The organism is Streptomyces sp. NPDC096046, assembly GCF_040303285.1.
Lineage (GTDB): Bacteria > Actinomycetota > Actinomycetes > Streptomycetales > Streptomycetaceae > Streptomyces.
The window spans coordinates 167,125-187,993 of sequence record NZ_JBEOSZ010000004.1 but is presented as its reverse complement, the minus strand read 5'-3'; the positions used below and the strand labels follow the sequence as shown (position 1 = coordinate 187,993).

Sequence of the window (20,869 nt, the reverse complement as noted above, 5' to 3'; positions counted from 1 at the left end):
AAGGGCCGCCCGCCGCCGCCCCTCACGGTGCCGCGGGCTACGCGTCTCGCTCGGCGACGAAGATGCAGAACGGGTGGCCCTCGGGGTCCCGGTAGACGCGGAAGCGTTCCTCGTCGTCGGGATCCGGCCGGTCCCGGTTGCTGAGCAGGCTGCCGCCGAGGGTGAGCACGCGCTCGTGCTGGTTCCGCAGTTCCGCCAACGAGGCGACGCTCAGATCGAGGTGCATCTGCTGGGGCACCGGGCCGTCGGGCCAGTCCGGTTCGCGCAGGCGCTCCACCTGCTGGAAGGCGAGCTGCGGTCCGCCGCCAGGATCGCGCAGGACGAGCCAGTCCCTGCCGTGCTCGTCCTGCTGATCGGCCGGAGGCGGCTCGTCCCCCTCCGCGTATTCGAGCCCCAGCAAGGACCGGTAGAACTCGGCGAGTTCACGGGCGTCGGTACTGTCGATCACGGTCTGCACCAGCCGGATGCGGCTTGCGTCGTTGGTCATGGACTCCAGGTGCCCCGGCCCGGCCCCACCCGGACGAACCACTCGGGGGAACGCCCGCCGCCGAACAGCGCAAGCCGCTCGACTCCGGTCTCGGTGTCGACTGCGCTTCCGGGACCGGCGCGACGACGGGCCTGTGCGGACTTCCACACAGGCGGGCAGCGCCACCGCCACGGTCCCCGCAAGGACCTGTGCGAGAAGCCACGTGAGCAGGGAAATCGCAACTTCGACCGGGTCGCAGAGACAGCTGCCTTCATTTGGTCTTCGATGGTCGCCCACGGTCGCACAGGGGGCTCATCCATGGCTGGACCAGCCGCGACAGGATGAGTCGGTCACGCCCCACGAACCCTCGCCCCCCATGCGTCAGCCACCGAAGCCGTACCTCCACGACCACGGCTCCACGCCGCACGCCTTCACCTTCCACCACTCGTTCACCCTGGACGGAACTCCCGCCAAGGTCAGCGGCATTGGGCCGAAGAGCGACAACGTTCGCTGACGAGGAAGCCTGAACGCCGGGAGGGGATGACGGCGGACCGCAACGGCCGGCCTCCTCTCCCAGCCCCGTCCCGCGCGTTGCCTTCACTCCCGTGTCCCCCCTGCTCATCCCCGGTTTCCCGGTCGCCGGGCCGGCGGGCAACGGGAAACCCGTCGACCCCCGGCCGACGGCGGGGCGACTCTGGACCCGTCAACCGGCGGCGGTGAAGGGGGGCGGAGTCCATGCGACGGGCACTGGTGTCGATCTGCGCGACGGTGGCGGCCACCGCGGCCGTCACGACCGGGTGCGCCGGTGGCGGTGACGGCGACGGCCGTGCGCGGAACCCGCGTTCGCGTCCCGCGGCGCTGACCTGGCAGCAGGAACTGCGCGTCGCCGACGCGCAGCAGCGGCTGACCAAGCAGTGCATGGACCGCCGTGGCTTCACTCTCCGGGAGGACCGCGGTCTGACGCTCGACGAGAGCCGGCCGGTGCGCTTCGTGCAGGACGACGTGGCGTGGGCCCGCGTCCACGGGTACGGCGGCCGAATCGAGGCGAAGGGCCAGGCCCTCCATGCGCGCAACCCCGTCGGCACCTACCGGCAGAGCCTCTCCGCCGACCGGCGCGCGGCCTTCGACGCCGCGCTGGACGGCGGCACGGACGCCCGCGTGCTCACGGTGGCCCTGCCCGGCGGCGGGGAGATCCGCAAGCGCCTGGGCGGCTGTATGGAAGAGGCCGAGCGCAGGCTCTACGGCGATCCGGCCGTGTGGTTCCGCACCGGCAAGGTCGTCACGGGCCTCAACGCCCTCTACGGGGAACAGCTCATGAGAGATCGCCGGTTCAGCTCCGCGGTACAGGCGTGGTCGCGGTGCATGAAGCGGGCGGGACAGCCCTACCAGGATCCCCAGGCCGCCCGCGACGCCGTTCGCGTCAACACCGGCCGGCTGGGACCGGCCCGTTCGGACGAGGCGTTCGCCGCCGAGAGGAGAACCGCCGTCGCGGACGCCACCTGTGCCCGGCAGACCTCCCTGCGGGCCGTGGCCACGGCCCGGGAGACGCACTACCTGGACCGCCTGCGTGACCGGTTCGGCAAGGACATCGACACCTACCGGCACCTCGGTCAGCAGGCCTACGACCGGGCGGTGCGCATCGTTCCGGAGCGCCACTGACCACTCCGCGCTCCTGAGCGGACACCGCTCACCGGTGCGGTGCGCAGGGTCACCGGCCCGGCGTACCCGCATCCGCACCTCCGCACGACCGGCAACACACCGACAGTGACAGGAAACGAGGGGAACAGCATGCGCAAGTTCAGCGTCACCGCAGCGGTCCTGGGGCTCGCCGCCCTGGGCCTGGCCGTACCCGCCACCGCGCAGGCGGCCGAGAGCGCCGTTCCCGGCCCCGGCTGCAACAGCAAGTGGGGGCCGCGCAACGGCTACATGTACGCCTGGCAGGACCTGGACTGCGGGGGCACCCTGCTCATCGCCACGCCGGGCAACAGCAGCAACTGGGGAGCCGCGGCCAACGACAAGGCCACCTCCGTCATGAACCGCGGCTACACGGGCGGCCTGGACCACGTCGCCTTCTACCAGAACGACAACTACGGCGGCGGCCACGCGTGTCTGGCGCCGGGCGAGCTGTACGCCGACAACCTGACCGACAACCGGTTCACCAACGGCGTCATCGTCAACGACAACATCACCTCGCACCGTTGGGTGGCCAGGAGCGCCTGCGGGGCCTTCCTGACCTGACGCGCGGACCGGTGAGGAGCGGGCGGCCCGCGACCCTGCGGGCCGCCCCGCCCTTCCGGTGACCCGTCCTGAACCAGGGGGAACACCATGACCAAGATCACCGTCACGGCGGCCGTGCTGGGGCTCACCGCGCTCGGCCTCGCCGTTCCGGCCGCCGCGCAGGCGACGGAGACCACCGTCGCCGGGCCGGGCTGCGCCGACAAATGGGGGCCGCGCGACGGGCGGCTGTACGCCTGGGACGAACCGGACTGCCAAGGCCCCCTGTTGCCCGTCCCGTACAGCGGGACCTGGAGCCCGGCCGCCGACAACAGGGCTTCGTCCGTGATGAACCGCGCCTACACCGGTGGCTTGGACCACGCGGCGTTGTACGACAAGCCCGACCGCTCGGGCGGGCACATCTGCCTCGCCCCGGGCGAGCTGTACGCCGACGACCTGACCGACGACCGGTTCACCGACGGCACCCCGGTGAACAACGCCATCAGCGCGCACGGGTGGGTGAACAGGAGTACCTGCGGGGCTTTCCTGACCTGACCCGGCGCCGCGAGCCACACAGAATGTCCGGAACCGCCCCACCGGTTCCGGACATTCGCGTTTTCGCCACACCGGGGAAAGGCTTGGCTGCCCTGAGTGCCCCCGCAGTAGCCTGGGCATCCGCCGTCTCACGGACGCACTGCCATGGGGGACACCGTGGGAGACCCGCAGCACGGGCATGACACCGACCACCGGAACGGGCGGGACCGGAACGCGCTGACCACGCACTCCTTCCCCGCACAACTGCGACGACTGCGACAGGCACGCGGCCTGTCGCTGACCGATCTGGCACGGCAGACGCACTACAGCAAGGGCTACCTCAGCAAGATCGAGACAGGGGCGAAACGGGCGACCCTCGACGTCGCCCGCCTCTGCGACCAAGTGCTCCGCGCAGACGGGGAGTTGCTCAGACTCGTCCAGGAGAGACCGCCTTCCGACAGCGGGGACACCCTCGAGGCCGCGCTCAGCGAGCGCCCGTCCGACGGGGCGTGTCCCTACCGCGGCCTGTCGGCGTTCACCCCGCAGGACGCGGAGTGGTTCTTCGGCCGGGAACGCGCGACGGCCGCCCTGGTGGAACGGGTCTTCGAACGGGTGGGCAGCGGCCCGCTGTTGCTGGTCGCTCCCTCGGGCGCGGGCAAGTCGTCGCTGCTCAACGCGGGGCTGGTGCCCGCCCTGCGGCGCGGCGACTTCCCGATGCCGGGCGCCGACCGGTGGCCGGTGGTGGCGTTCACCCCCACCTCGCGGCCCCTGGACGAGCTGCTGGAGCGCACCGCGAAAGCGGTGGGCGGTGACCTCGGTGTCACCGCCGAGGAAGCCCGGCGGAACCCCGACGCGGTACTGGACGCCGTACGCGCCATGACGGACGCCCCGTCCACGGCTCAGGGGGACCGCAGGCCCCCGCCCTGCCGGCCGGTGCTGATCGTCGACCAGTTCGAGGAACTCTTCACGCTGTGCGCGGACGACGAAGAGCGGCGCTCCTTCGTCCGCGTGCTCCGCGCGCTGGCGGCGCCCAGGCCGGAGGGCAAGGGGCACGGCCCCGCCGTGGTGGTGCTCGGCATGCGGGCCGACTTCACCGGCAACTGTCTGGAACTGCCCGAACTGGCGCCGGTCTGCACCGACGGGCTGTTCGTGCTGCCCCCGATGTCCGTGGTGGAGCTGCGGGAGTCCATCACGCGCCCGGCGGAACTCGCCGGGCTGACCCTCCAGCCGGGCCTCGTGCCCTTGCTGCTGCGTGACGCGGGACTGCGCGACGGACCGGGCGGCACCGCCCCGGGCGCCGCGCAGGGGACCCGTCCCGGAGCCGACGAGACGCCCTGGGGCGCCCTCCCTCTCGTCTCCCACGCCCTGCTGGCCACCTGGCAGCGGCGTGAGGGCTCCGCGCTGACCGTCGCCGGGTACGAGCGGGCCGGCGGGATCCAGGGCGCGATCGCCCGCACCGCGGAGAACGTCTTCGCCCGGCTGTATCCGGCCGAGCAGAAGACGCTCCGCCGTGTGCTGTCCCGCCTGGTGTACGTCGCGGACGGGGCCAGGGCGACCCGCCGCCGGATGAGCCGGGCGGCGTTGATGGAGCAGCTCGCCGACGCGGACGGTGCGACCGCCGCGCTCGACGCTTTCGTACGGGCCCGGCTCATCACGATGGACAGCGACACCGTCGAGATCACCCACGAGGCCCTCCTCCACGCCTGGCCGCGGCTGCGCGACTGGATCCACGCGGACCGTGCCGGACTGCTGCTCCACCAGCAGCTGGCGCACGCCGCCGCGGAGTGGGAGCGCGAAGGCCGCGATCCGTCCGCCCTGTACCGCGGCACCCGGCTGAACACCGTGCGTTCCTGGGCCGACGAGCTGGACGGGTGGAGTCGGCTCAGTCCCGGCGAGGAGGCGTTCCTCAGGGCGAGCCTGGCCGAGCGGGAAATCCTGGAGCGACAGACCAGACGACAGGTCCGGCTGCGGCAGTCCATGCTGGCCACCCTCGTCGTACTGCTGGGGCTCGCCCTGACCGCCGGCGCCCTCGCCTACCAGCAGCGCGAGAGCGCCCTCGACCAGGAACGCGTCGCGCGCTCCCAGGCCCTCGCCGTACGGTCCGCGTCGCTCGCCGAGGGCCAGCCGGAGGCCTCCATGCTGCTGGCCGGGGAGGCGTACCGGGCCCACGCCACCACCGAGGCGCGCGGCGCGCTGCTGAGCACCCAGTCACAGCCGTTCTCCGGCCGGCTCGGCGGCCACCGGGGCCCGGTCAACGCGGTGGCCTTCGCGCCGGGCAACCGGTCCCTGGCGACGGCCAGTTCCGACGGGACGGTGACGCTGCGCCGGGTGCACGATCACCGTACGACCGCCACGTTCGCGGTGCGCGGTCCGGTCCGCTCGATCGCCTTCAGCCCCGACGGCCGCCTCCTGGCGGCGACGTCGGCACACGGTCCCGTGAGTCTGTGGGACGTCGCCGGGGCCCGGCGGACGGCCGTGCTCGGCAAGGGCACCGAAGGCGCCCGGACGCTTGCCTTCGACCCCCGCGGGGGCAGGCTCGCCGTCGCGACCACGCGCGGGGTGATCGAGGTGTGGGACACCGCACGCACCCCGCGCGTCACCGCCACCCTGACCGGACACGAGGGAACGGTCAACGCCCTGGGATACGCCCGGGACGGCCGGGCCCTGGTCTCCGCCGGCACCGACCGGACGGTGCGGTTGTGGGACACCGACCGGGCAGGGCAGCTCACCGTGCTGAAGGGGCACACCGACGAGGTGCTGGGCGCCGCGTTCTCCCCGGACGGCCGCGAGGTGGCCTCCGGCGGCATCGACCGGACGGTACGGCTGTGGGACGTCCGCGGTGCCCGGCTCAGCGCGACGCTGTCCGGGAGCAGTGACGACATCAACGCGGTGACGTACACGCCCGACGGCGCCACGGTCATCGGTGCGGTCGGCGACGGCACGACCCGGCTGTGGGACGTCCGCAGCGGCCGGCAGACCGCCGTGCTGGCCGGTCACACCGACTATGTCATGGGGGCGGCCGTGACCTCCGACGGCGCCCTGCTGGCCACCGCCGGGTTCGACCGGTCCGTCGTGCTGTGGGACCTGGGCGGCCCGGTGCTGACGGCGCGTCCGTTCACACAGGTGTGGCAGGCCCGGTACAGCCCCGACGGGTCGCTGCTGGCCACCGCCGACGCCGACCACACCGTGCGTCTGTGGGAGGTGCGCGGCCGGCGGCTGCTGGGGACGCTCCGCGGCCACACGGAGACGGTCTTCTCCGTGGCCTTCGCACCCGACGGGCGAACCCTGGCGTCGGCGGGCTCCGACGGCACGATCCGGCTGTGGGACGTGGCCGCCCGTTCCTCGCTGAGGACGCTGACCGGCCACACCGGGCAGGTGCTCTCCGTCGCCTTCGCGCCCGACGGCCGGAGCCTGGCCTCGGCCGGTGCCGACCGCACGGTGCGCCTGTGGGACGTGGGCGAACGCACGCCGCGGGCGACACTGACCGGCCACCGGGACTACGTCAACGGCGTCGCCTTCAGCCCCGACGGCCGGACCCTGGCGAGCGCCGGCGACGACCTGGCCGTACGGCTGTGGGACGTGTCCGCGCGCCGGCCGCTCGGCACCCTGGACGGCCACACCGGCGCGGTCCGCAGCGTCGCCTTCGCCCCGGACGGGCGGACCCTGGCCAGCAGCGGCAACGACGGCACCATACGGCTGTGGGACGTGGGCCGGAGCCGGGCGCGGGCCGTCCTGACCGGGCACACCGGCTCCACCCGGGGCATCGCCTTCGCTCCGGACGGCCGTACGCTCGCCAGCAGCGGCAACGACCGTACGGTGCGCCTGTGGGACGTGGCCGGACGGCGTCTGTGGGCGACGTTGACCGGGCACACCAACGCGGTGTGGGGCGTGACCTTCGCCCCCGACGGGCGCACGGTCGCCAGCAGCAGCACGGACGGCACCGTGCGGCTGTGGGACCTCGACCCCGGGGCGCGGCTGGCGGAGATCTGCCGGCTGCGCGCGGACCTGGGCGCCGACGACCGCGCCGCACTCCTGCCGGGGGTCCCGCTCTCGGACGGGGCTTCCTGCGACGGCCGGGACTGAGGCGGCGTCCCTGCTCGAAGGGGGTTTCCCAGGGGTTGCCCGTTGCCCGTCGGCGGGAGTCGACGGGCGGGGTGTCGACGGGGGCGGGGCACGGCCAGCAGGCTGCTGTGCCATCACTTCCTCACCGCCTACAGGAAACGGGGGTCCTGGCATGGTCCGCCGGACCGGTCTGATCCGCACACTGATCGCCTTCATCGCCCTGATGTTCTGGGCGCCGGTGTCCGCCGCCGCCGCGCCCGGCCCGGCGTCCGCGCCAGCGGCGGCCGCCGCTTCGTGCGGCGCGCTCGCGCCCGGGGCCTCCCCCGCGGCCGAGCGGGCGATCGCCGCCGCCTGCGCCGAGGTGGCGGCCGGCACCTGGTACACGTGGGGCGGCGGCCACGGCTCCCAGCCGGGCGCCACCTACGGGCAGGTCGACCCGACCGACCCGGACAGCGCGCACGACCCCGAGCGGCTCGGTTTCGACTGCTCCGGCCTGGTCCGGCACGCCTACGCCAAGGCGACGGGCTCCGACATCCTCAACGGCATCGCCAGCCGGCAGTACTACACGCACCGCGCGGCGGCCCGCTTCACCGCCGCACAGGGCCTCGCCCCGCTGCTGCCGGGCGACCTGCTCGCCTGGGGCACGTCGAAGGACCTGCACCACATCGCCATCTACCTGGGCGCGGGCAAGATGGTCGAGGCGAAGGAGTCGGGCACCCGGCTCATGGTCAGTGACGTCCGCATGAACGGCTACTTTGGAGCCGTCCGCGTCAACACCGGCCAGGTCACCGGTCACATCCACCAGACCTGGGGCACGGATGTGTGGACCAAGGCGAAGCCCTCGCTCGGCGCGGAGCGCGTGTACGCCTTCCCCTACTCCACCACCATCCGGGTGCAGTGCCAGATCCACGCGGAGATGGTCAGCGCCGAGGGCTACGACAACGACGCGTGGTCGTACCTGCCGGACTACCGGGCGTGGGTGAGCAACATCTACATCAAGGGGCCGGCGTGGCTGGACGGCGTCTCGGACTGCGGGACGACGACACCCGTGCCGATGGTGTGACGAGGGCGCGGCGCCGTCCGTGCCCCCAGGGGACGCCGAGCGTCGCGACGGCTCCGTCACCCGGTGGCTACGCGAGCGTCTGACAGCGCGGCAAGCGGGAACTTCGCCTGCCGCGCTGAGCACCCGCGCCGGGCGCTCGTGATGCAGTCGCCGTACAGCCAGCCGTCGTACTCGTCCTCCTCCACCAGGTGTTGCAGGACGAAGGCGCCGGGGAGCAGCAGTGGGGTGCGTCGCGCCGGCGTTCCGCTGACCGCAGGGACGGTGTGCGTCGTGGCCCCGCTCACCACTCATCCTCCCCGTCGTACTCGGGAAACGGCGGCGGATCCGTGACCCAGCCCGCCGTCGGCACGAGCCGTGTGTGGCGAGGCAGGGTGAGGAAGCCGAAGGGTCGGTCGCAGGCGGCGCTGATCAGGTACAGGACCTGGTAGGCGGCGCCCCGCGCGGCCTTGCCGAAGCCGGGTCGGAGGCGGACCGCACCGTGGTGAGCGTGGTGAAGGCGCGGCGGTCGTCAGTGGAGTGCAGCAACCCCTTGTCGCCAGCGGAGATCCACAGGTCCGCGGCGATGCCGGGGACGGCCGTGAGCCGGCCGGCGGGCAGGTCGTGGTCCGGGCTGTGAAGGTCGCGCCGCCGTTGGTGCCGGCGTAGAGCGTGCCGTGAGCCAGTGGTGCGTGGGGCGCGGTCGTCCGCCGTTGGCGTCACGTGGTGGTGCCGTCGCAGACCGGCCGGGAGACGGGTCGGTAGGCGACCGGGACCGTCCTTGCGAGCTGATCCGGAGAGCGATGAAACGCCGAGAGCAGGAAGGACGCCGATCAGGGCCGGGCGTCTGAGCGCCACGACCCTGATCCGAGGTGGTGTTCACCTGGTGGGTGTTCCGGCGGGGCCGCCTGGGCCCCGCCGGGCCCTGTGTCATGCCGGTCGGATGTTCTCCGCCTGCGGCCCCTTCTGGCCCTGCGTGACGTCGAACTCGACCTTCTGCCCCTCCTGCAGCTCGCGGAACCCCTGAGCGGCGATGTTGGAGTAGTGGGCGAAGACGTCAGGTCCGCCGCCCTCCTGCTCGATGAAGCCGAATCCCTTCTCGCTGTTGAACCACTTGACGGTGCCCTTGGCCATGGCTTGCTCCTTCGAGGAAGACCGGGCTCGCACCCTGCGGGCCCGGAGGTGATCGCCTTGGTCCGGAGCGGCGCTGAACAGCAAGAACGCCCATGATCGTGATCACGGGCGCACGGGACTTCGGAACCACGACTGCTGAATATCGACGCTACACCGCTCGGTCCGAACCTGCTGGCGACACGGCCGTCGATCGCAGAAGTCGATCATGGTTCACCCGGACGTGCGCGGCGCCCCCGGTGCTGGTGAGGCAGGAAGGCGCGCGGCGCGTGCTCCGGCCGTGCCGCGCGGGCGGTCAGGAGCTCAGCTCGACGGCGGGCGGCCGGTCCGGTGAGGGACGCAGGATGCCGTCGCGACCGCGGTGGTCGCGCAGCACAGGGTGAGCAGCAGAAAGGTGGGGCCCAGGGCCGTGAGTCGGGTCATCCAGCCGATGACGGCGGGGCCTGCCGGTATGCCGAGGTACCCCGGTCCGGCGACCCGGGAGACGTTGGTGCCCGCGGCGGCGGGGTCGGATCGTCTGAGCCGGCTGCCGCGCGGAACGGCATGCCAGGGACCAGGTCGGACGAGGGTGACCCGCGCGAGGACCGCCGGTCAGGTCACGAGCGGACGTTCGCTCGGACCGCCTCCTGAATGGGCGTCGACCCCTCGTCGAGTTCGAGGATCTGCCGGCCGATCCGGGGTTCGTGGAGCAGTTCCGCGAGGGTGGCGGCGACATCGTCGCGAGTGATCTCGCCATGGAGCTCTGCCGGGCCGAGGGACACGGTGCCGGTTCCCGGACCGTCGAGAAGGAGCGACGGACGGAGGATCAGCCAGTTCAGATCGCTGCGGCTGACCGCGACGTCCGCGCCCTTCTTCACGGCGAAGTAGTACTCGACCTCCTCGCCCAGGTCGCGTTCCCGCCATGATTCCGGAAGCACCGACACGAGCACGAAGCGCTCCACACCGGCGAAGCGGGCGGCTTCGATCGCTTTGACGACCCCATCGCCGTCGATCGCCGTCGTGATGTCCCTGCTGCCGCCATTCGATCCGGCACTGAACACGATCACGTCGACGTCACCGAAGGCCGCAGCGAGTTGGTCCACGGTCATCACGGAGAGATCGCCGACTCGCGCGTCCATACCTCGCGTTGCGAGTTCGGCCCGCTGGTCCTCCCGCCGAACCAGCCCGTGGACGGCGTCCCCCCGGGAGCACAGTCGCTGCGCCAGCAGTCCACCGATACCGCCGGTGATGCCGATGATGAAGACGTCCACGCCGGATGCCCCCTTCTCTCGATGCGGTTCTTCGGCTCCGGCGTCACACCGGCGCCCCAATGATCAACGAGCCGGGTCCACGCGGCTGTTCCACGGGTATGCCGAAGCCCAGGGCCCGGCCCTTTCCCCGAGGGGAAGGCACGGGCCGCACGACGATCACGGCCACCACCGACCGGACCGCCGGACCGGCACGACACAGCTGCGGGGCGGGAGCGAGAACCCATGAGGTCGCCGGGGAGCCCGTGTCACGGGGCAGGCAGTGGATCATTCCAGCGGGCCCTCCGGTAGCGTCGGGGTATGAGTCATCCGCACCCCCATTTGAAGCCCGCCCCTCCCCTGCCGGCCGGAGGCTTGCGCGTGGTCGCCCTCGGCGGCCTCGGCGAGATCGGTCGCAACATGACCGTCTTCGAGCACCAGGGCAAACTGCTGATCGTGGACTGCGGTGTGCTGTTCCCTGAGGAGAACCAGCCCGGCGTGGACGTGATCCTGCCGGACTTCACCTCGATCCGGGACCGCCTCGACGACATCGTCGCCATCGTCCTCACCCACGGCCACGAAGACCACATCGGCGGCGTGCCCTACCTGCTGCGGGAGCGGTCGGACATTCCCGTCGTCGGCTCGAAGCTCACCCTGGCCTTCCTGGAGGCCAAGCTCAAGGAGCACGGGATCAGGCCCCGCTCGGTGCGTGTCCGCGAGGGCGACCGGCGTGGTTTCGGTCCCTTCGACTGCGAGTTCGTGGCCGTCAACCACTCCATCCCGGACAGCCTCGCGGTGGCCCTGCGTACCGCGGCCGGGCTGGTGCTGCACACCGGCGACTTCAAGATGGACCAGTTCCCGCTGGACGACCGCATCACCGACCTGCGCGCCTTCGCCCGGCTCGGCGAGGAGGGCGTGGACCTGTTCCTCACCGACTCCACCAACGCCGAGGTCCCCGGCTTCACCACCTCCGAACGCGAGCTGAACCCCGCGATCGAGCAGGTGATGCGCACGGCGCCGCGGCGGGTGATCGTCTCCAGCTTCGCCAGCCACGTACACCGCATCCAGCAGGTCCTGGACGCCGCCCACGCGCACGGCCGCAAGGTGGCCTTCGTGGGCCGCTCGATGGTCCGCAACATGGGCATCGCCCGCGACCTGGGCTATCTCAAGGTTCCGTCCGGCCTGGTCGTGAACACCAAGGAGCTGGAGAAGCTTCCCGACCACAAGATCACCCTGGTGTGCACCGGATCCCAGGGCGAACCCATGGCGGCGCTGTCGCGGATGGCCAACCGCGACCACTCGATCCGCATCGGCAAGGGCGACACCGTCCTGCTCGCCAGTTCCCTCATCCCCGGCAACGAGAACGCCATCTACCGGGTGATCAACGGCCTGACCCGGTGGGGCGCCAACGTCGTCCACAAGGGCAACGCCAAGGTACACGTCTCCGGCCACGCCAGCGCCGGGGAGCTCGTCTACTGCTACAACATCGTCCGCCCCCGCAACGTCATGCCCGTGCACGGCGAGTTCCGTCACCTGCGGGCCAACGCCGACCTCGCCATCCGCACCGGCGTGGATCCCGAGCGGGTCGTCGTCGCCGAGGACGGTGTCGTCGTCGACCTCGTCGACGGTCGCGCCGCCATCACGGGCAAGGTGCCCGCGGGCAATGTCTACGTGGACGGGATGGAGGTCGGTGGCGCGACGGAGGCCTCCCTCAAGGACCGCCTCACCCTGGCCGAGGAAGGCGTCGTCACCGTCGTGGCCATCGTCGACGCCGACACCGGCGCCCTGGCCGAGGCTCCCGACTTCCTGGCCCGCGGCTTCGTCCACGACGAGAGCACCTTCGAGCCGGTCATCCCCGTCATCGAGAAGACGCTGGCCAACGCCGCCCAGGAAGGCGTCGGCGACGCTCACCAGCTCGAACAGCTCATCGCCCGAGCCGTGGCCAACTGGGCGTTCCGCACCCACCGCCGCAGGCCGCTGGTCATCCCGGTCATCATCGACGCCTGAGCCGGAACGCCACCACAAGAGTCGCCGGCCCCTGCCGGGCGCGGACGAGGAGCACGAATGAGCGCGCGCTTCGAGGAGATCGACTGGCAACCGACACCGATCGGTGAGATCAGTCTGCGCCGGCGCCGTGACCCGGTGTCGGGCGAGGACGTGTACGAGGTGAAGCTCGGCGACGAGTTCCTGATGTCCAGCCTCTTCACCACCGGTGAGACGGCCCTCGCGGAACTCGCACTGGCCGAGCTGCCGGACACCGGACTGGATGTCGCCGTCGGCGGCCTGGGACTCGGCTACACCGCCCAGGCCGCACTGGACGACCGCCGGGTGCGTTCACTGACCGTGATCGACGCGCTCGCCGAGGTCATCGGCTGGCACCGGCGGCACCTGGTGCCCCTGGGGGCCCGGCTGACGTCGGACGCCCGCTGCCGCCTGGTCCACGGTGACTTCTTCGCGCTGGCCGCCGACCCCGGCGGTCTGGACCCCTCGGAGCCGGGCCGCCGCTTCCACGTCATCCTGCTCGACGTCGACCACTCACCGCGCCATGTGCTCCACCCTCGGCACGCGGCGCTCTACCGGCCCGCCGGGCTCCGCGCCCTGGCCGGTCATCTCCGTCCCGGCGGGGTCTTCGCCCTGTGGTCGAACGACCCGCCCGACGAAGAGTTCACCACCGCGCTCACGGAGGTCTTCGCACACGCGGCGGCCCATGTCGTCGACTTCGACAATCCCCTGCGCGGAGGCACCTCGGCCAACACCGTCTACCTGGCAGGCACGGCACCGGTCACGCCGTAGGACGACGGCTCGCCCGGGTCCGCCGATGCCCGCCCGGCGGTCTCGCGAGGAGCCCGCGACGGGGAAGGGGCACGTTCCGTCCCTTGTCCCGAGGGCGCGGACCGGTTGCCTGCCTCAGGTCACCGGCCCCGCGGCCGGGAGCGTGGGGTCGTAGGCGGCGGACCGGGTGAGATCCCGCAGGTGGAGCGCGGCGGTGAGCAGGTCCCGGTGGCTGGTGTAGAGAACGTTGACGCCGAAGCGCAGCAGGTCGGGCGTGCGCATGTCGGCGATGACGCCGTGGTCCGCGAGAGCGGCGACCAGTCCGCGGGCATGGGGGTGGCGGAGGGTGACCTGGCTGCCCCGGCGGCCGGGATCGGCCGGGGTGACGGAGGTGAAGCCCAGGGGGGACAGGAGTTCGTCCGCGCAGCGCAGGAAGAAGCCCGTCAGGGACAGGCTCTTGGCACGGACCTGGTCCAGGTCGTCCGGGCGCGGCCCCGATGAGTGCGCCGATGGCGTCGCCCACCCGCAGCGGCGCCTCCCACCGGCCGGACGCGTTCCAGGAGCCGATGAGTCCGGTGGCCCACTGGCACCGCACGACGTCGTCGAGGGCCGCCGGTACGGCTGCGGGCAGCGGGCCCGGGGAGTTGCCGTCGAGGTGGACGACGTCCGGCGGGAGCAGGAAGCGGGCGCGGAGGGGGGCCAGGGGATCCTCGGTGTCGAGTCGCGTTGCCCGCTCGCGTAGGGCGGCCGGGGCGGAGCGCGCGGTGGTCATGGGTGTGCGGCCTCCTCGCGCGCGTGGCCGGAGTCTCCGGGCGTGAAGGCGGCCGCCATGTCCCTCAGGGTGTCGGCGACGGCGCGGGCGCCGGGTGCTCCCGGTTCGATGAGGGGCCGGTGCCGGGCAGGACGACCGTCCTGAGGTCCCGGTGCACGGCCGCGTAGTCGCCGAACTGGGTGAGCGGGACCTCCTCGTCGGCGGCGCCGTGCAGCAACACGGTCGGGACGCCGGTGGTGCCGGCGTCGCGCAGCAGGGTGGGGGGTCGACCTGGGGCAGCCGCTCGGCGAAGTGCTCGTCACCGCCGAGGAGTTGCAGCGCTGCGCCGTTGCTGAGGTCGTCGCGGCGGTGAGGTCGGTGATCGGGGCGAGGGCGAGCACGCTCGTCGGCAGGGTGGGCGTGTGCCAGCGGGAGCCGGCCGGCAGCAGCCCCCGGGCGGCGCACCACAGGGCCAGGTGGCCGCCGGAGCAGTGACCGGCGAGGACGTACGGGCGTCCCTCGGGCAGGGTGTCCACGATGCGGGCGACGTCGTCGAAGGTCGCGGGGTAGCCGCCCGCGCCGCCGGACCGCCGGAAGCCGGGGAGCAGAACGCAGAACCCCTGCTCGGAGAGGTAGGCCGCGAACGGGGTCAGGTGCATCCGGTCGTAGCGCCAGTAGCCGCCGTGCAGCAGGATCACCAGCGGGGCGTCGGGGTCGTCAGAGGGCCAGGCGTCGTAGGACTGGTGGGGGTGGTCGCCGTACCGGCCGTGCACCGGTGCCAGCACCGGCTTCAGGCTCAGGACCCGTTGCGCCTCCTCGGCCGCGAAGGCGGAGATGACCCTAGAGCTCACCGCGCATCTCCCACAGTTCGGGGAAGACCGGCCCGGGCCGCCCGCTGCTCCAGCGGGGCTACTGGAACGACCCGGAGGCCACCCGGGAGATCACCCTCGACGGGTGGATCAGAACGGGCGACCTCGGCTTCATGGACGACCAGGGCCGCATCGGCCTGGTGGACCGCACGAAGGACGTCATCGCTGGTGCGTCTGGGTATGGAGCCCCGCCCACGGGGTGCGGGTGCGGGTGGTGCGCGTCGGGGCAGGCGTGTTCAGCTACGTCCTGGGCCGGGCCCGCGGGCCACGGGCGACGGCCTCTGAACAGGCGTTTCCCGTCCCCGGCGGGCCGGGGACGGGAAACGGGGGCGGGTCAGCGTTCCGGTGTGCCGCCGTCCCGGTAGGAGCGCCGCACCGCGTCGCCGGCCTTGTCGGTCTTGGCGTCGTACTTGTTGCCCGTCCGCTCGTCGACCACGCGCTCGGCGCTCGTGACGCCCTTGTCGGCCTGGTCGGGGTGACCCTTGGCCATCTGCTTGGCCTTGTTCATCATGTCGCCCAGCTTGCCCATGGATACCTCCCGGGAGTGCACGTGCGTCGTTCCCGGTCGTGGGTACCCCTCTGGCCGGGGGCGAATCAGGCGCGGTCGCCCACCCGTGCGGCCATGTTCCCCGCCGGGTGCTGGTTGTCGTGGATGAGCTGGTGGGCGAGGCCGATTTCCTCGAAGTCGAAGGTCCGGGACAATGCGACGTGAACGCCGCGTTGATGGCCACGGAGACGCCGGGATACCGGTGGCTGAAGGCACTCACCAAGGTCGTCAAAGGCTCCACGGCCTGCGACGGCATCGACGCCACATCCAGACGCCCCTCACGCAGGTCATGCACCGCCGCCACACTCGTCCGCGCCGTCTCCAGACTCCGCACGGCTTCCCGGGCAGGCTCGATCAGGGCCCTTCCGGCCTCCGTCAGGACTGCCCTGCGCCCGATACGGTGGAACAGCTCGGAGCCGAGATCACGCTCCCATGCCCGCACGGCCTGCGACAGCGACGGCTGCGACACGTACAGAGCCGAGGCCGCACGGTTGAATCCGCCACGATCAACGATCGCGAGGAAGTATTCCAACTGCCGAACGTCCATACGCGCCCTCTGCCCTTGAAGACCGACCGACGACTCGATCGGTCCCGACCATGGTCGCGTGAGGGATCGCCTCGACCAAGTACGGACCGCCGACGCACGGGCCGAAATCCTCTCGGACGTGCGGTCACAGCCGGCTGCGGCACCGATGTGTCTGACCTACCGGTGCCGTCGGTTCCGAAGCGTGTGCGCGAGGGCATCTCGGTGATCTCGTTCGGGTGCGTGGTGCGGTTCCGCCTGTCAGCGCAGTTGCTCGGCCAGTCCGACGATGACGCCCTCCGGCCCGCGGGCGTAGCAGAGCAGATGGCTGTCCTCGAACCGGGCGATCCCGCCGAGGAGTTCGGCGCCGTGAGGACGCAGGCGGGCGACGGTGTCCTCGATGCCGTCGACGGCGAACATGACACGGTGCGTGCCCAGAACGTTGTGCGGCCCGTTGCGCGGCACGGCGCTGATCACCGCGGGGCTGCGGTATTTCGCCAGCTCGAGCCGGCTGTGGCCGTCCGGGGTCCGGAGCGTCGCGATGTCACAGTGGACGCCGTCGAGTCCGGTGCACTGGTCGGCGACGGGGCCCTCGACCTCCGCCCTGCCCTCCAGCTCCACGCCGAGTTCCACGAAGAACGCGACGGCGGCATCCACGTCCTCGACGACGATGCCGACGTTGTCCATCCGCTGAATCGCCATGCCGGCTTCTCCTTCTTCCTCGTGCAGCCGGTGGCGGCCGCTGACGTCCCTGGGACGGAGCCGGTGGCAGGTTCTCGACATACTCCGCAGCACCCTGCGGCTCGCCGGCTCTGCTGCAGCGGTGCTGGGGCATGAGCCGGATTTTCCGGAGCCCGACAGTCCCGCGCTTTCCCCGGCCCTCGCCGGCCGCGCCGCAGGTATGGCGTGGCACGAGCCGCCGGTTTTTCCGCACCGGGACTACTCCGTGGCGTTGGCCGGCAGGCGCTCCGGCAGCCCGAGCCGAGGGAACCGGTCGTCGTGGAACGTGATGATCTCGGTGATCGCCCCACCGGTGACGCGCAGGACGTCGATCGTCAGCGGAAGGTAGGCGCCCTCCCGCTTCTGCCAGAGGTAGAAGGCGACGGCGGGCTGCCGGTTCACGAAGGTGGGGACGCCGCGCAGGCCCTTCATGCCCTCGAAGCCACTCTCGATCCAGTCCCTCACCACCGCCTCGCGGCCGACATGCAGGCCCGGAGTGGGCGGCATCGAGCAGCGGACATCGTCCCGCAGCATCGCGGCGAGCACGTCGACGTCCGTGGCCACGCTGGCGTCGGTATAGCGGCGCACCAGCTCTCGCGTCCCGGCGTCCTGCTCGCCGCCGGTCCAGTCCTGCCGCTCGGCGGGCAGGTGCTCCCGCATCCCGGCACGGGCCCGCTGCAAGGCGCTGTTCACCGAGTTGACGGAGTCCCCGAGACACTCAGCGACGTCCTTCGCCGGCCAGCCGAGCACGTCCCGCAGGATCAGCACGGCCCGCGGGCGCGGCGCGAGGTGCTGTACCGCCACCAGGTACGCCAGCTCGATCGTCTCCCGCGCGACGGCGACGGTCTCCGGCTCATCCGCGTCGCCCGCGGGCAGTTCGTCGAGCAGCCGGTCCGGGTAGGGCTGCAGCCACAGCGCCTCGCCGCCCGTCGCGGGTTCCGGACGGCACTTGGCGAGCAGGTCCAGGCAGGCGTTCGTGGCGATCCGGTACAGCCAGGCCCGGAACGTCGACCGCCCCTCGAAGGTATCCCGCCGCCGCCAGGCACGGAGGAACGTCTCCTGCACGGTGTCCTCGGCGTCCTCGAACGACCCGAGCATCCGGTAGCAGTGCACGTGCAGCTCTCGCCGGTGCCGTTCCACCAGCCCCGAGAACGCCGGCTCGTCGGCCTCGCCCAGAACGCTCACGTCCAGTTCCTCCAGCCGTGTGTCCGCACTCATCACGTCATCCTTCCGCCTCGTCGTCGTGGTCCCTCGTAGGTGTGACGGGTTCACGCGCGAAAACTCATCAGAGGTGCATGGGCCGGACAGCGCCGTGTTCAGGGCAGCAGGGCAGACGGGACGGGCTCACAGGGTCGGCGTCACGTCGGGCCTATACCCTTTTCGTACTGTTCAGCCTGATCCATGAGGGTCGGGCAGTCTCCCGGCAGGGATGAGAGTGCGGTGACGAGGGAGCAGTGGACGCCGGTGTCCGGCGCGCGTCGCGCGGAGCGGGTCGACGGCCTGCCGTTCCGTCCTCCTGTTCTCGACGCCGTGCGTTCCGTGGCCGGGGCCGCTGCCCTGACGGGCGGTCTGCTCGGGCTGGTGAGCCTGGCCGGATGGGTCTCCGACACCGACGTGCTGAAGAAGGTGCTGCCCGGTACCGCGGTGTCGATGAAGCCCAATGCCGCCGTGGCGCTCGTGGCGCTCGGCTTCTCCTTGTTCGTGATCGCCCACGGTGCGGTCCGCACGCGGACCCTCGCCGCGGCCCGGGCGGCGGCGGCCCTGGCCGCCGTGCTCGGCGTGCTGACCCTCGTGGAGTACGCGACCGGGGCGGGTCTGGGCATCGACGAGCTGCTCTTCCAGGACTCCACCGCCGCAGTGGGAACCGGGGCGCCGGGACGCATGGCGCCGAACACGGCCGCGGCGCTCATGCTCGCGGGGGTGGCCGCCCTGTGCGCCGGGGCGTCTCGGATCCCCGCCTGGGCGAGTCAGATCCCGGGCCTGGCCGTCGGAGCCCTCGGCATGCTGCGGCTGTACGGGTCCGCCTACGCGGTGCCCGAACTGGAGCGGTTCGGCGCCTACACGGGCATGGCACTGCACACCGCTCTTGCGCTCGTGCTGCTGGGGACGGCCCTCTTCCTGGCCCGCCCGGACGAGGGCCCGGCAGGGCTGCTGTGGAACGCGGGTACGACGGGCGCGCTGGGACGGTGGCTGTTCGTCACGGTGGTGGTGGTGCCGCCGCTGCTGGGCTGGGGTGTCCTGGCGGGTGAGGACGCGGGCGTGTTCGGGGTGCGGCTGGGTACCGCTCTGCTCGTCTGCGGTCACGTGGCCGTGTTCACGGCGGTGATCTTCACGACGCTGGCGGTGGGCCGGCGGGTGGAAGCGGCTCATGCCCGGCTGGAGTGGCAGGTACGCCAGAACGAACTGCTTCAGGCCTTCATGGATCACACGCCCGCGGTGGTGTTCATCAAGGACCTCGACGGGCGCTTCCTGTCGGTCAACACGACGTTCGAGCAGATCCTGGGCCTGCGTCGGGAGCAGGTCCTCGGCCGGCGGGACCAGGAGGTCATGCCGGCCGATGCCGGGCTGCGAGCGCGGCCCGCCGACCTCACCCTGCTGGCGGAGGGCAAGCCGGTGCAGCGAGAGGAGGTGCTCGCCCTGCCGGGGGGTGCGCGGGAGTTCCTCTCCACTCTCTTCCCGCTCACCGACACCTCCGGCCGTCCCTACGCCGTCTGCGGCGTGGTCACCGACATCACCGACCGCGTCGCGGCCCAGCGGGAGGCCCAACGGTCCCACCGGCGGTTCCGGGCGCTGCTGGAATCCGCGCCCGACGCCACCTTGATCACGGACGGCGACGGCACCGTGGTCATGGCCAACGCGCAGGTCACGCGCCTCTTCGGCCGTTCGCCGGACGACCTCGTCGGCACCGATGTGGTCCACTTGGCGCCCGCCCCGCGGCGACGGCGGCACGGCGCCCTCCTCGGCACCTACCTCCGCCTGCGCGATCCGAGACCCGTGGTCCTGGACCGGGACCTGTACGGCCTGCGCGACGACGGCTCGGAGTTCCCCGTCGAGGTGAGCGTCAGCAGCCTCGAGTCCGAGCAGGAGACCCTCGTCTTCCTGACCGTACGGGACATCACCGAGCGCAGACGGGCGGAGACCGAACGCGCCGAGCGCTACGAGCAACAGCGCCGGATCGCCCACACCCTGCAGCACAGCCTCATGGGACAGCCGCCCCGCCTCGCGTACCTCCCCAGCGCTCACCGGTACCTGGCGTCCGTCCAGGACCCCGGCGTCGGCGGCGACTGGTTCGACGTCATCCCCCTCGACAAGCGCCGCACGGGCGTCGTCGTCGGCGACGTGATGGGCCGGGGCCTGGAGGCCGCTGCCGTCATGGGGCAGTTGCGCGCCGCCTCCCACGCCCTGGCCCGCACGGGGGCCACGCCCGGTGTGCTCATGACCGGGCTGGACGCCTTCGTGAGCGACCTGGCGGACCAACTGGTCACCTGCGTCTACCTCGTGATCGACCAAGAGGCGAACGAGGTCACCCTGTGCTCGGCCGGACACCTTCCCGTCATCGCCCTGCCGCCCGGTGGACCGGCCTGCCGGCTCGGGGCCCCGGTCGGTGTGCCGCTGGGTGTCAACGACTCGTCCGGCATGGCGCTGCCGTTCGAGGACGTCAGCCATCCGCTGCCGCCCGGCAGCACGCTCGCGCTGTACACCGACGGGCTGGTCGAACGTCCCGGCACCGACATCGAGGCCCAGATCGACGTCCTCGCCCACACCCTCGCCCACACCCTCGGCCATGAACCGAAGGACGGGCAGGCGGACCCGGAGACGCTGGACCGGGCCGCGGACCGGCTGCTCGGAACCCTCGTCCCGGACACGGCCTCCCATGACGACGACGTGACACTGCTCCTGCTCGGTCTGCCCAAGACGGCGGAGCGGGGGTCCTGAAGGGAAACGTCCCGTTCACCCAGCGGGTCTGTCACGGTCCGGGCACGCCTCGCACATACTTCTGGCCACGCAACCGCAG

18 protein-coding genes and 2 pseudogenes are annotated in these 20,869 nt (G+C 72.0%); 9 read left to right on the top strand and 11 right to left on the bottom strand.

Features of this window, described 5'->3' with window-relative positions; genetic code table 11:
- Window positions 1-37: 37 nt before the first annotated feature.
- Entirely contained in the window at window positions 38-487 is a 450-nt protein-coding gene (locus ABTX62_RS05885) for a VOC family protein (RefSeq protein WP_352115008.1), read from the bottom strand.
- Between the two features lie 355 nt (window positions 488-842).
- Between ABTX62_RS05885 and ABTX62_RS05880 the strand changes: the two genes are divergently transcribed.
- The 6 genes from ABTX62_RS05880 (at window position 843) to ABTX62_RS05855 (ending at window position 8,339) form a co-directional block, all read left to right on the top strand.
- Entirely contained in the window at window positions 843-980 is a 138-nt protein-coding gene (locus ABTX62_RS05880) for a hypothetical protein (RefSeq protein WP_352115007.1), read from the top strand.
- Between the two features lie 221 nt (window positions 981-1,201).
- The gene (locus tag ABTX62_RS05875; protein ID WP_352115006.1) at window positions 1,202-2,125 is read left to right on the top strand and encodes a hypothetical protein; all 924 of its coding nucleotides are present in this window, start codon (window positions 1,202-1,204) and stop codon (window positions 2,123-2,125) included.
- 129 nt (window positions 2,126-2,254) lie between these two features.
- Window positions 2,255-2,704 carry a peptidase inhibitor family I36 protein gene (locus ABTX62_RS05870; protein WP_352115005.1) on the top strand — a complete coding sequence of 150 codons (450 nt, stop codon included), beginning with the start codon at window positions 2,255-2,257 and terminating at the stop codon, window positions 2,702-2,704.
- An 87-nt stretch (window positions 2,705-2,791) separates the two neighbouring features.
- On the top strand, window positions 2,792-3,235 hold the full coding sequence (locus ABTX62_RS05865; RefSeq protein WP_352115004.1) for a hypothetical protein: 444 nt from the start codon (window positions 2,792-2,794) through the stop codon (window positions 3,233-3,235).
- A 144-nt stretch (window positions 3,236-3,379) separates the two neighbouring features.
- A complete protein-coding gene (locus ABTX62_RS05860; RefSeq protein WP_352115003.1) occupies window positions 3,380-7,297 on the top strand; it encodes an nSTAND1 domain-containing NTPase in 3,918 nt (1,305 codons plus the stop codon).
- 151 nt (window positions 7,298-7,448) lie between these two features.
- Entirely contained in the window at window positions 7,449-8,339 is an 891-nt protein-coding gene (locus ABTX62_RS05855) for an NlpC/P60 family protein (protein WP_352115002.1), read from the top strand.
- Window positions 8,340-8,395: 56 nt separating this feature from the next.
- Here ABTX62_RS05855 and ABTX62_RS05850 read toward each other — a convergent pair whose 3' ends face one another.
- The 4 genes and pseudogenes from ABTX62_RS05850 to ABTX62_RS05830 form a co-directional block, all read right to left on the bottom strand.
- A complete protein-coding gene (locus tag ABTX62_RS05850) occupies window positions 8,396-8,623 on the bottom strand; it encodes a hypothetical protein (RefSeq protein WP_352115001.1) in 228 nt (75 codons plus the stop codon).
- A gap of 107 nt (window positions 8,624-8,730) precedes the next feature.
- A pseudogene (locus ABTX62_RS05845) lies at window positions 8,731-9,001 on the bottom strand (carbohydrate-binding protein); the annotation flags it as partial.
- A gap of 244 nt (window positions 9,002-9,245) precedes the next feature.
- Window positions 9,246-9,449 (bottom strand): cold-shock protein, encoded by a 204-nt coding sequence (locus ABTX62_RS05840; RefSeq protein ID WP_007379522.1) that lies wholly within the window; start codon window positions 9,447-9,449, stop codon window positions 9,246-9,248.
- 593 nt (window positions 9,450-10,042) lie between these two features.
- Window positions 10,043-10,696 (bottom strand): SDR family oxidoreductase, encoded by a 654-nt coding sequence (locus ABTX62_RS05830; RefSeq protein ID WP_352115000.1) that lies wholly within the window; start codon window positions 10,694-10,696, stop codon window positions 10,043-10,045.
- 297 nt (window positions 10,697-10,993) lie between these two features.
- Between ABTX62_RS05830 and ABTX62_RS05825 the strand changes: the two genes are divergently transcribed.
- Window positions 10,994-12,679 carry a ribonuclease J gene (locus ABTX62_RS05825; protein WP_352114999.1) on the top strand — a complete coding sequence of 562 codons (1,686 nt, stop codon included), beginning with the start codon at window positions 10,994-10,996 and terminating at the stop codon, window positions 12,677-12,679.
- Window positions 12,680-12,736: 57 nt separating this feature from the next.
- The gene (locus tag ABTX62_RS05820; protein WP_352114998.1) at window positions 12,737-13,465 is read left to right on the top strand and encodes a polyamine aminopropyltransferase; all 729 of its coding nucleotides are present in this window, start codon (window positions 12,737-12,739) and stop codon (window positions 13,463-13,465) included.
- 114 nt (window positions 13,466-13,579) lie between these two features.
- Here ABTX62_RS05820 and ABTX62_RS37855 read toward each other — a convergent pair whose 3' ends face one another.
- The 6 genes and pseudogenes from ABTX62_RS37855 to ABTX62_RS05790 form a co-directional block, all read right to left on the bottom strand.
- Window positions 13,580-13,855: a kynureninase/PvdN C-terminal domain-containing protein gene (locus ABTX62_RS37855; RefSeq protein WP_502997908.1), complete on the bottom strand. Its 276-nt coding sequence runs from the start codon at window positions 13,853-13,855 to the stop codon at window positions 13,580-13,582.
- A gap of 357 nt (window positions 13,856-14,212) precedes the next feature.
- Window positions 14,213-15,046 carry an alpha/beta hydrolase gene (locus ABTX62_RS05810; RefSeq protein ID WP_352114997.1) on the bottom strand — a complete coding sequence of 278 codons (834 nt, stop codon included), beginning with the start codon at window positions 15,044-15,046 and terminating at the stop codon, window positions 14,213-14,215.
- A 352-nt stretch (window positions 15,047-15,398) separates the two neighbouring features.
- Window positions 15,399-15,593, bottom strand: coding sequence for an antitoxin (locus ABTX62_RS05805; protein ID WP_283970746.1), 195 nt, complete (start codon window positions 15,591-15,593; stop codon window positions 15,399-15,401).
- A 175-nt stretch (window positions 15,594-15,768) separates the two neighbouring features.
- A pseudogene (locus ABTX62_RS05800) lies at window positions 15,769-16,158 on the bottom strand (LysR family transcriptional regulator); the annotation flags it as partial.
- Between the two features lie 237 nt (window positions 16,159-16,395).
- Window positions 16,396-16,836: a VOC family protein gene (locus tag ABTX62_RS05795; protein WP_352114996.1), complete on the bottom strand. Its 441-nt coding sequence runs from the start codon at window positions 16,834-16,836 to the stop codon at window positions 16,396-16,398.
- 237 nt (window positions 16,837-17,073) lie between these two features.
- Window positions 17,074-18,072: an RNA polymerase subunit sigma-70 gene (locus tag ABTX62_RS05790; protein ID WP_352114995.1), complete on the bottom strand. Its 999-nt coding sequence runs from the start codon at window positions 18,070-18,072 to the stop codon at window positions 17,074-17,076.
- Window positions 18,073-18,294: 222 nt separating this feature from the next.
- On the opposite strand from ABTX62_RS05790, the gene ABTX62_RS05785 reads away from it, so the two are divergent.
- A complete protein-coding gene (locus ABTX62_RS05785; protein WP_352114994.1) occupies window positions 18,295-20,790 on the top strand; it encodes a PAS domain S-box protein in 2,496 nt (831 codons plus the stop codon).
- Window positions 20,791-20,869 lie beyond the last annotated feature (79 nt).

What these genes read in the sequence shown, in the direction of transcription:
- ABTX62_RS05885 (WP_352115008.1), bottom strand. Translation starts at nt 487, where the DNA reads ATGACCAACGACGCAAGCCGCATCCGGCTGGTGCAGACCGTGATCGAC.
- ABTX62_RS05880 (WP_352115007.1), top strand. Translation starts at nt 843, where the DNA reads ATGCGTCAGCCACCGAAGCCGTACCTCCACGACCACGGCTCCACGCCG.
- ABTX62_RS05875 (WP_352115006.1), top strand. Translation starts at nt 1,202, where the DNA reads ATGCGACGGGCACTGGTGTCGATCTGCGCGACGGTGGCGGCCACCGCG.
- ABTX62_RS05870 (WP_352115005.1), top strand. Translation starts at nt 2,255, where the DNA reads ATGCGCAAGTTCAGCGTCACCGCAGCGGTCCTGGGGCTCGCCGCCCTG.
- ABTX62_RS05865 (WP_352115004.1), top strand. Translation starts at nt 2,792, where the DNA reads ATGACCAAGATCACCGTCACGGCGGCCGTGCTGGGGCTCACCGCGCTC.
- ABTX62_RS05860 (WP_352115003.1), top strand. Translation starts at nt 3,380, where the DNA reads ATGGGGGACACCGTGGGAGACCCGCAGCACGGGCATGACACCGACCAC.
- ABTX62_RS05855 (WP_352115002.1), top strand. Translation starts at nt 7,449, where the DNA reads ATGGTCCGCCGGACCGGTCTGATCCGCACACTGATCGCCTTCATCGCC.
- ABTX62_RS05840 (WP_007379522.1), bottom strand. Translation starts at nt 9,449, where the DNA reads ATGGCCAAGGGCACCGTCAAGTGGTTCAACAGCGAGAAGGGATTCGGC.
- ABTX62_RS05825 (WP_352114999.1), top strand. Translation starts at nt 10,994, where the DNA reads ATGAGTCATCCGCACCCCCATTTGAAGCCCGCCCCTCCCCTGCCGGCC.
- ABTX62_RS05820 (WP_352114998.1), top strand. Translation starts at nt 12,737, where the DNA reads ATGAGCGCGCGCTTCGAGGAGATCGACTGGCAACCGACACCGATCGGT.
- ABTX62_RS05805 (WP_283970746.1), bottom strand. Translation starts at nt 15,593, where the DNA reads ATGGGCAAGCTGGGCGACATGATGAACAAGGCCAAGCAGATGGCCAAG.
- ABTX62_RS05795 (WP_352114996.1), bottom strand. Translation starts at nt 16,836, where the DNA reads ATGGCGATTCAGCGGATGGACAACGTCGGCATCGTCGTCGAGGACGTG.
- ABTX62_RS05790 (WP_352114995.1), bottom strand. Translation starts at nt 18,072, where the DNA reads ATGAGTGCGGACACACGGCTGGAGGAACTGGACGTGAGCGTTCTGGGC.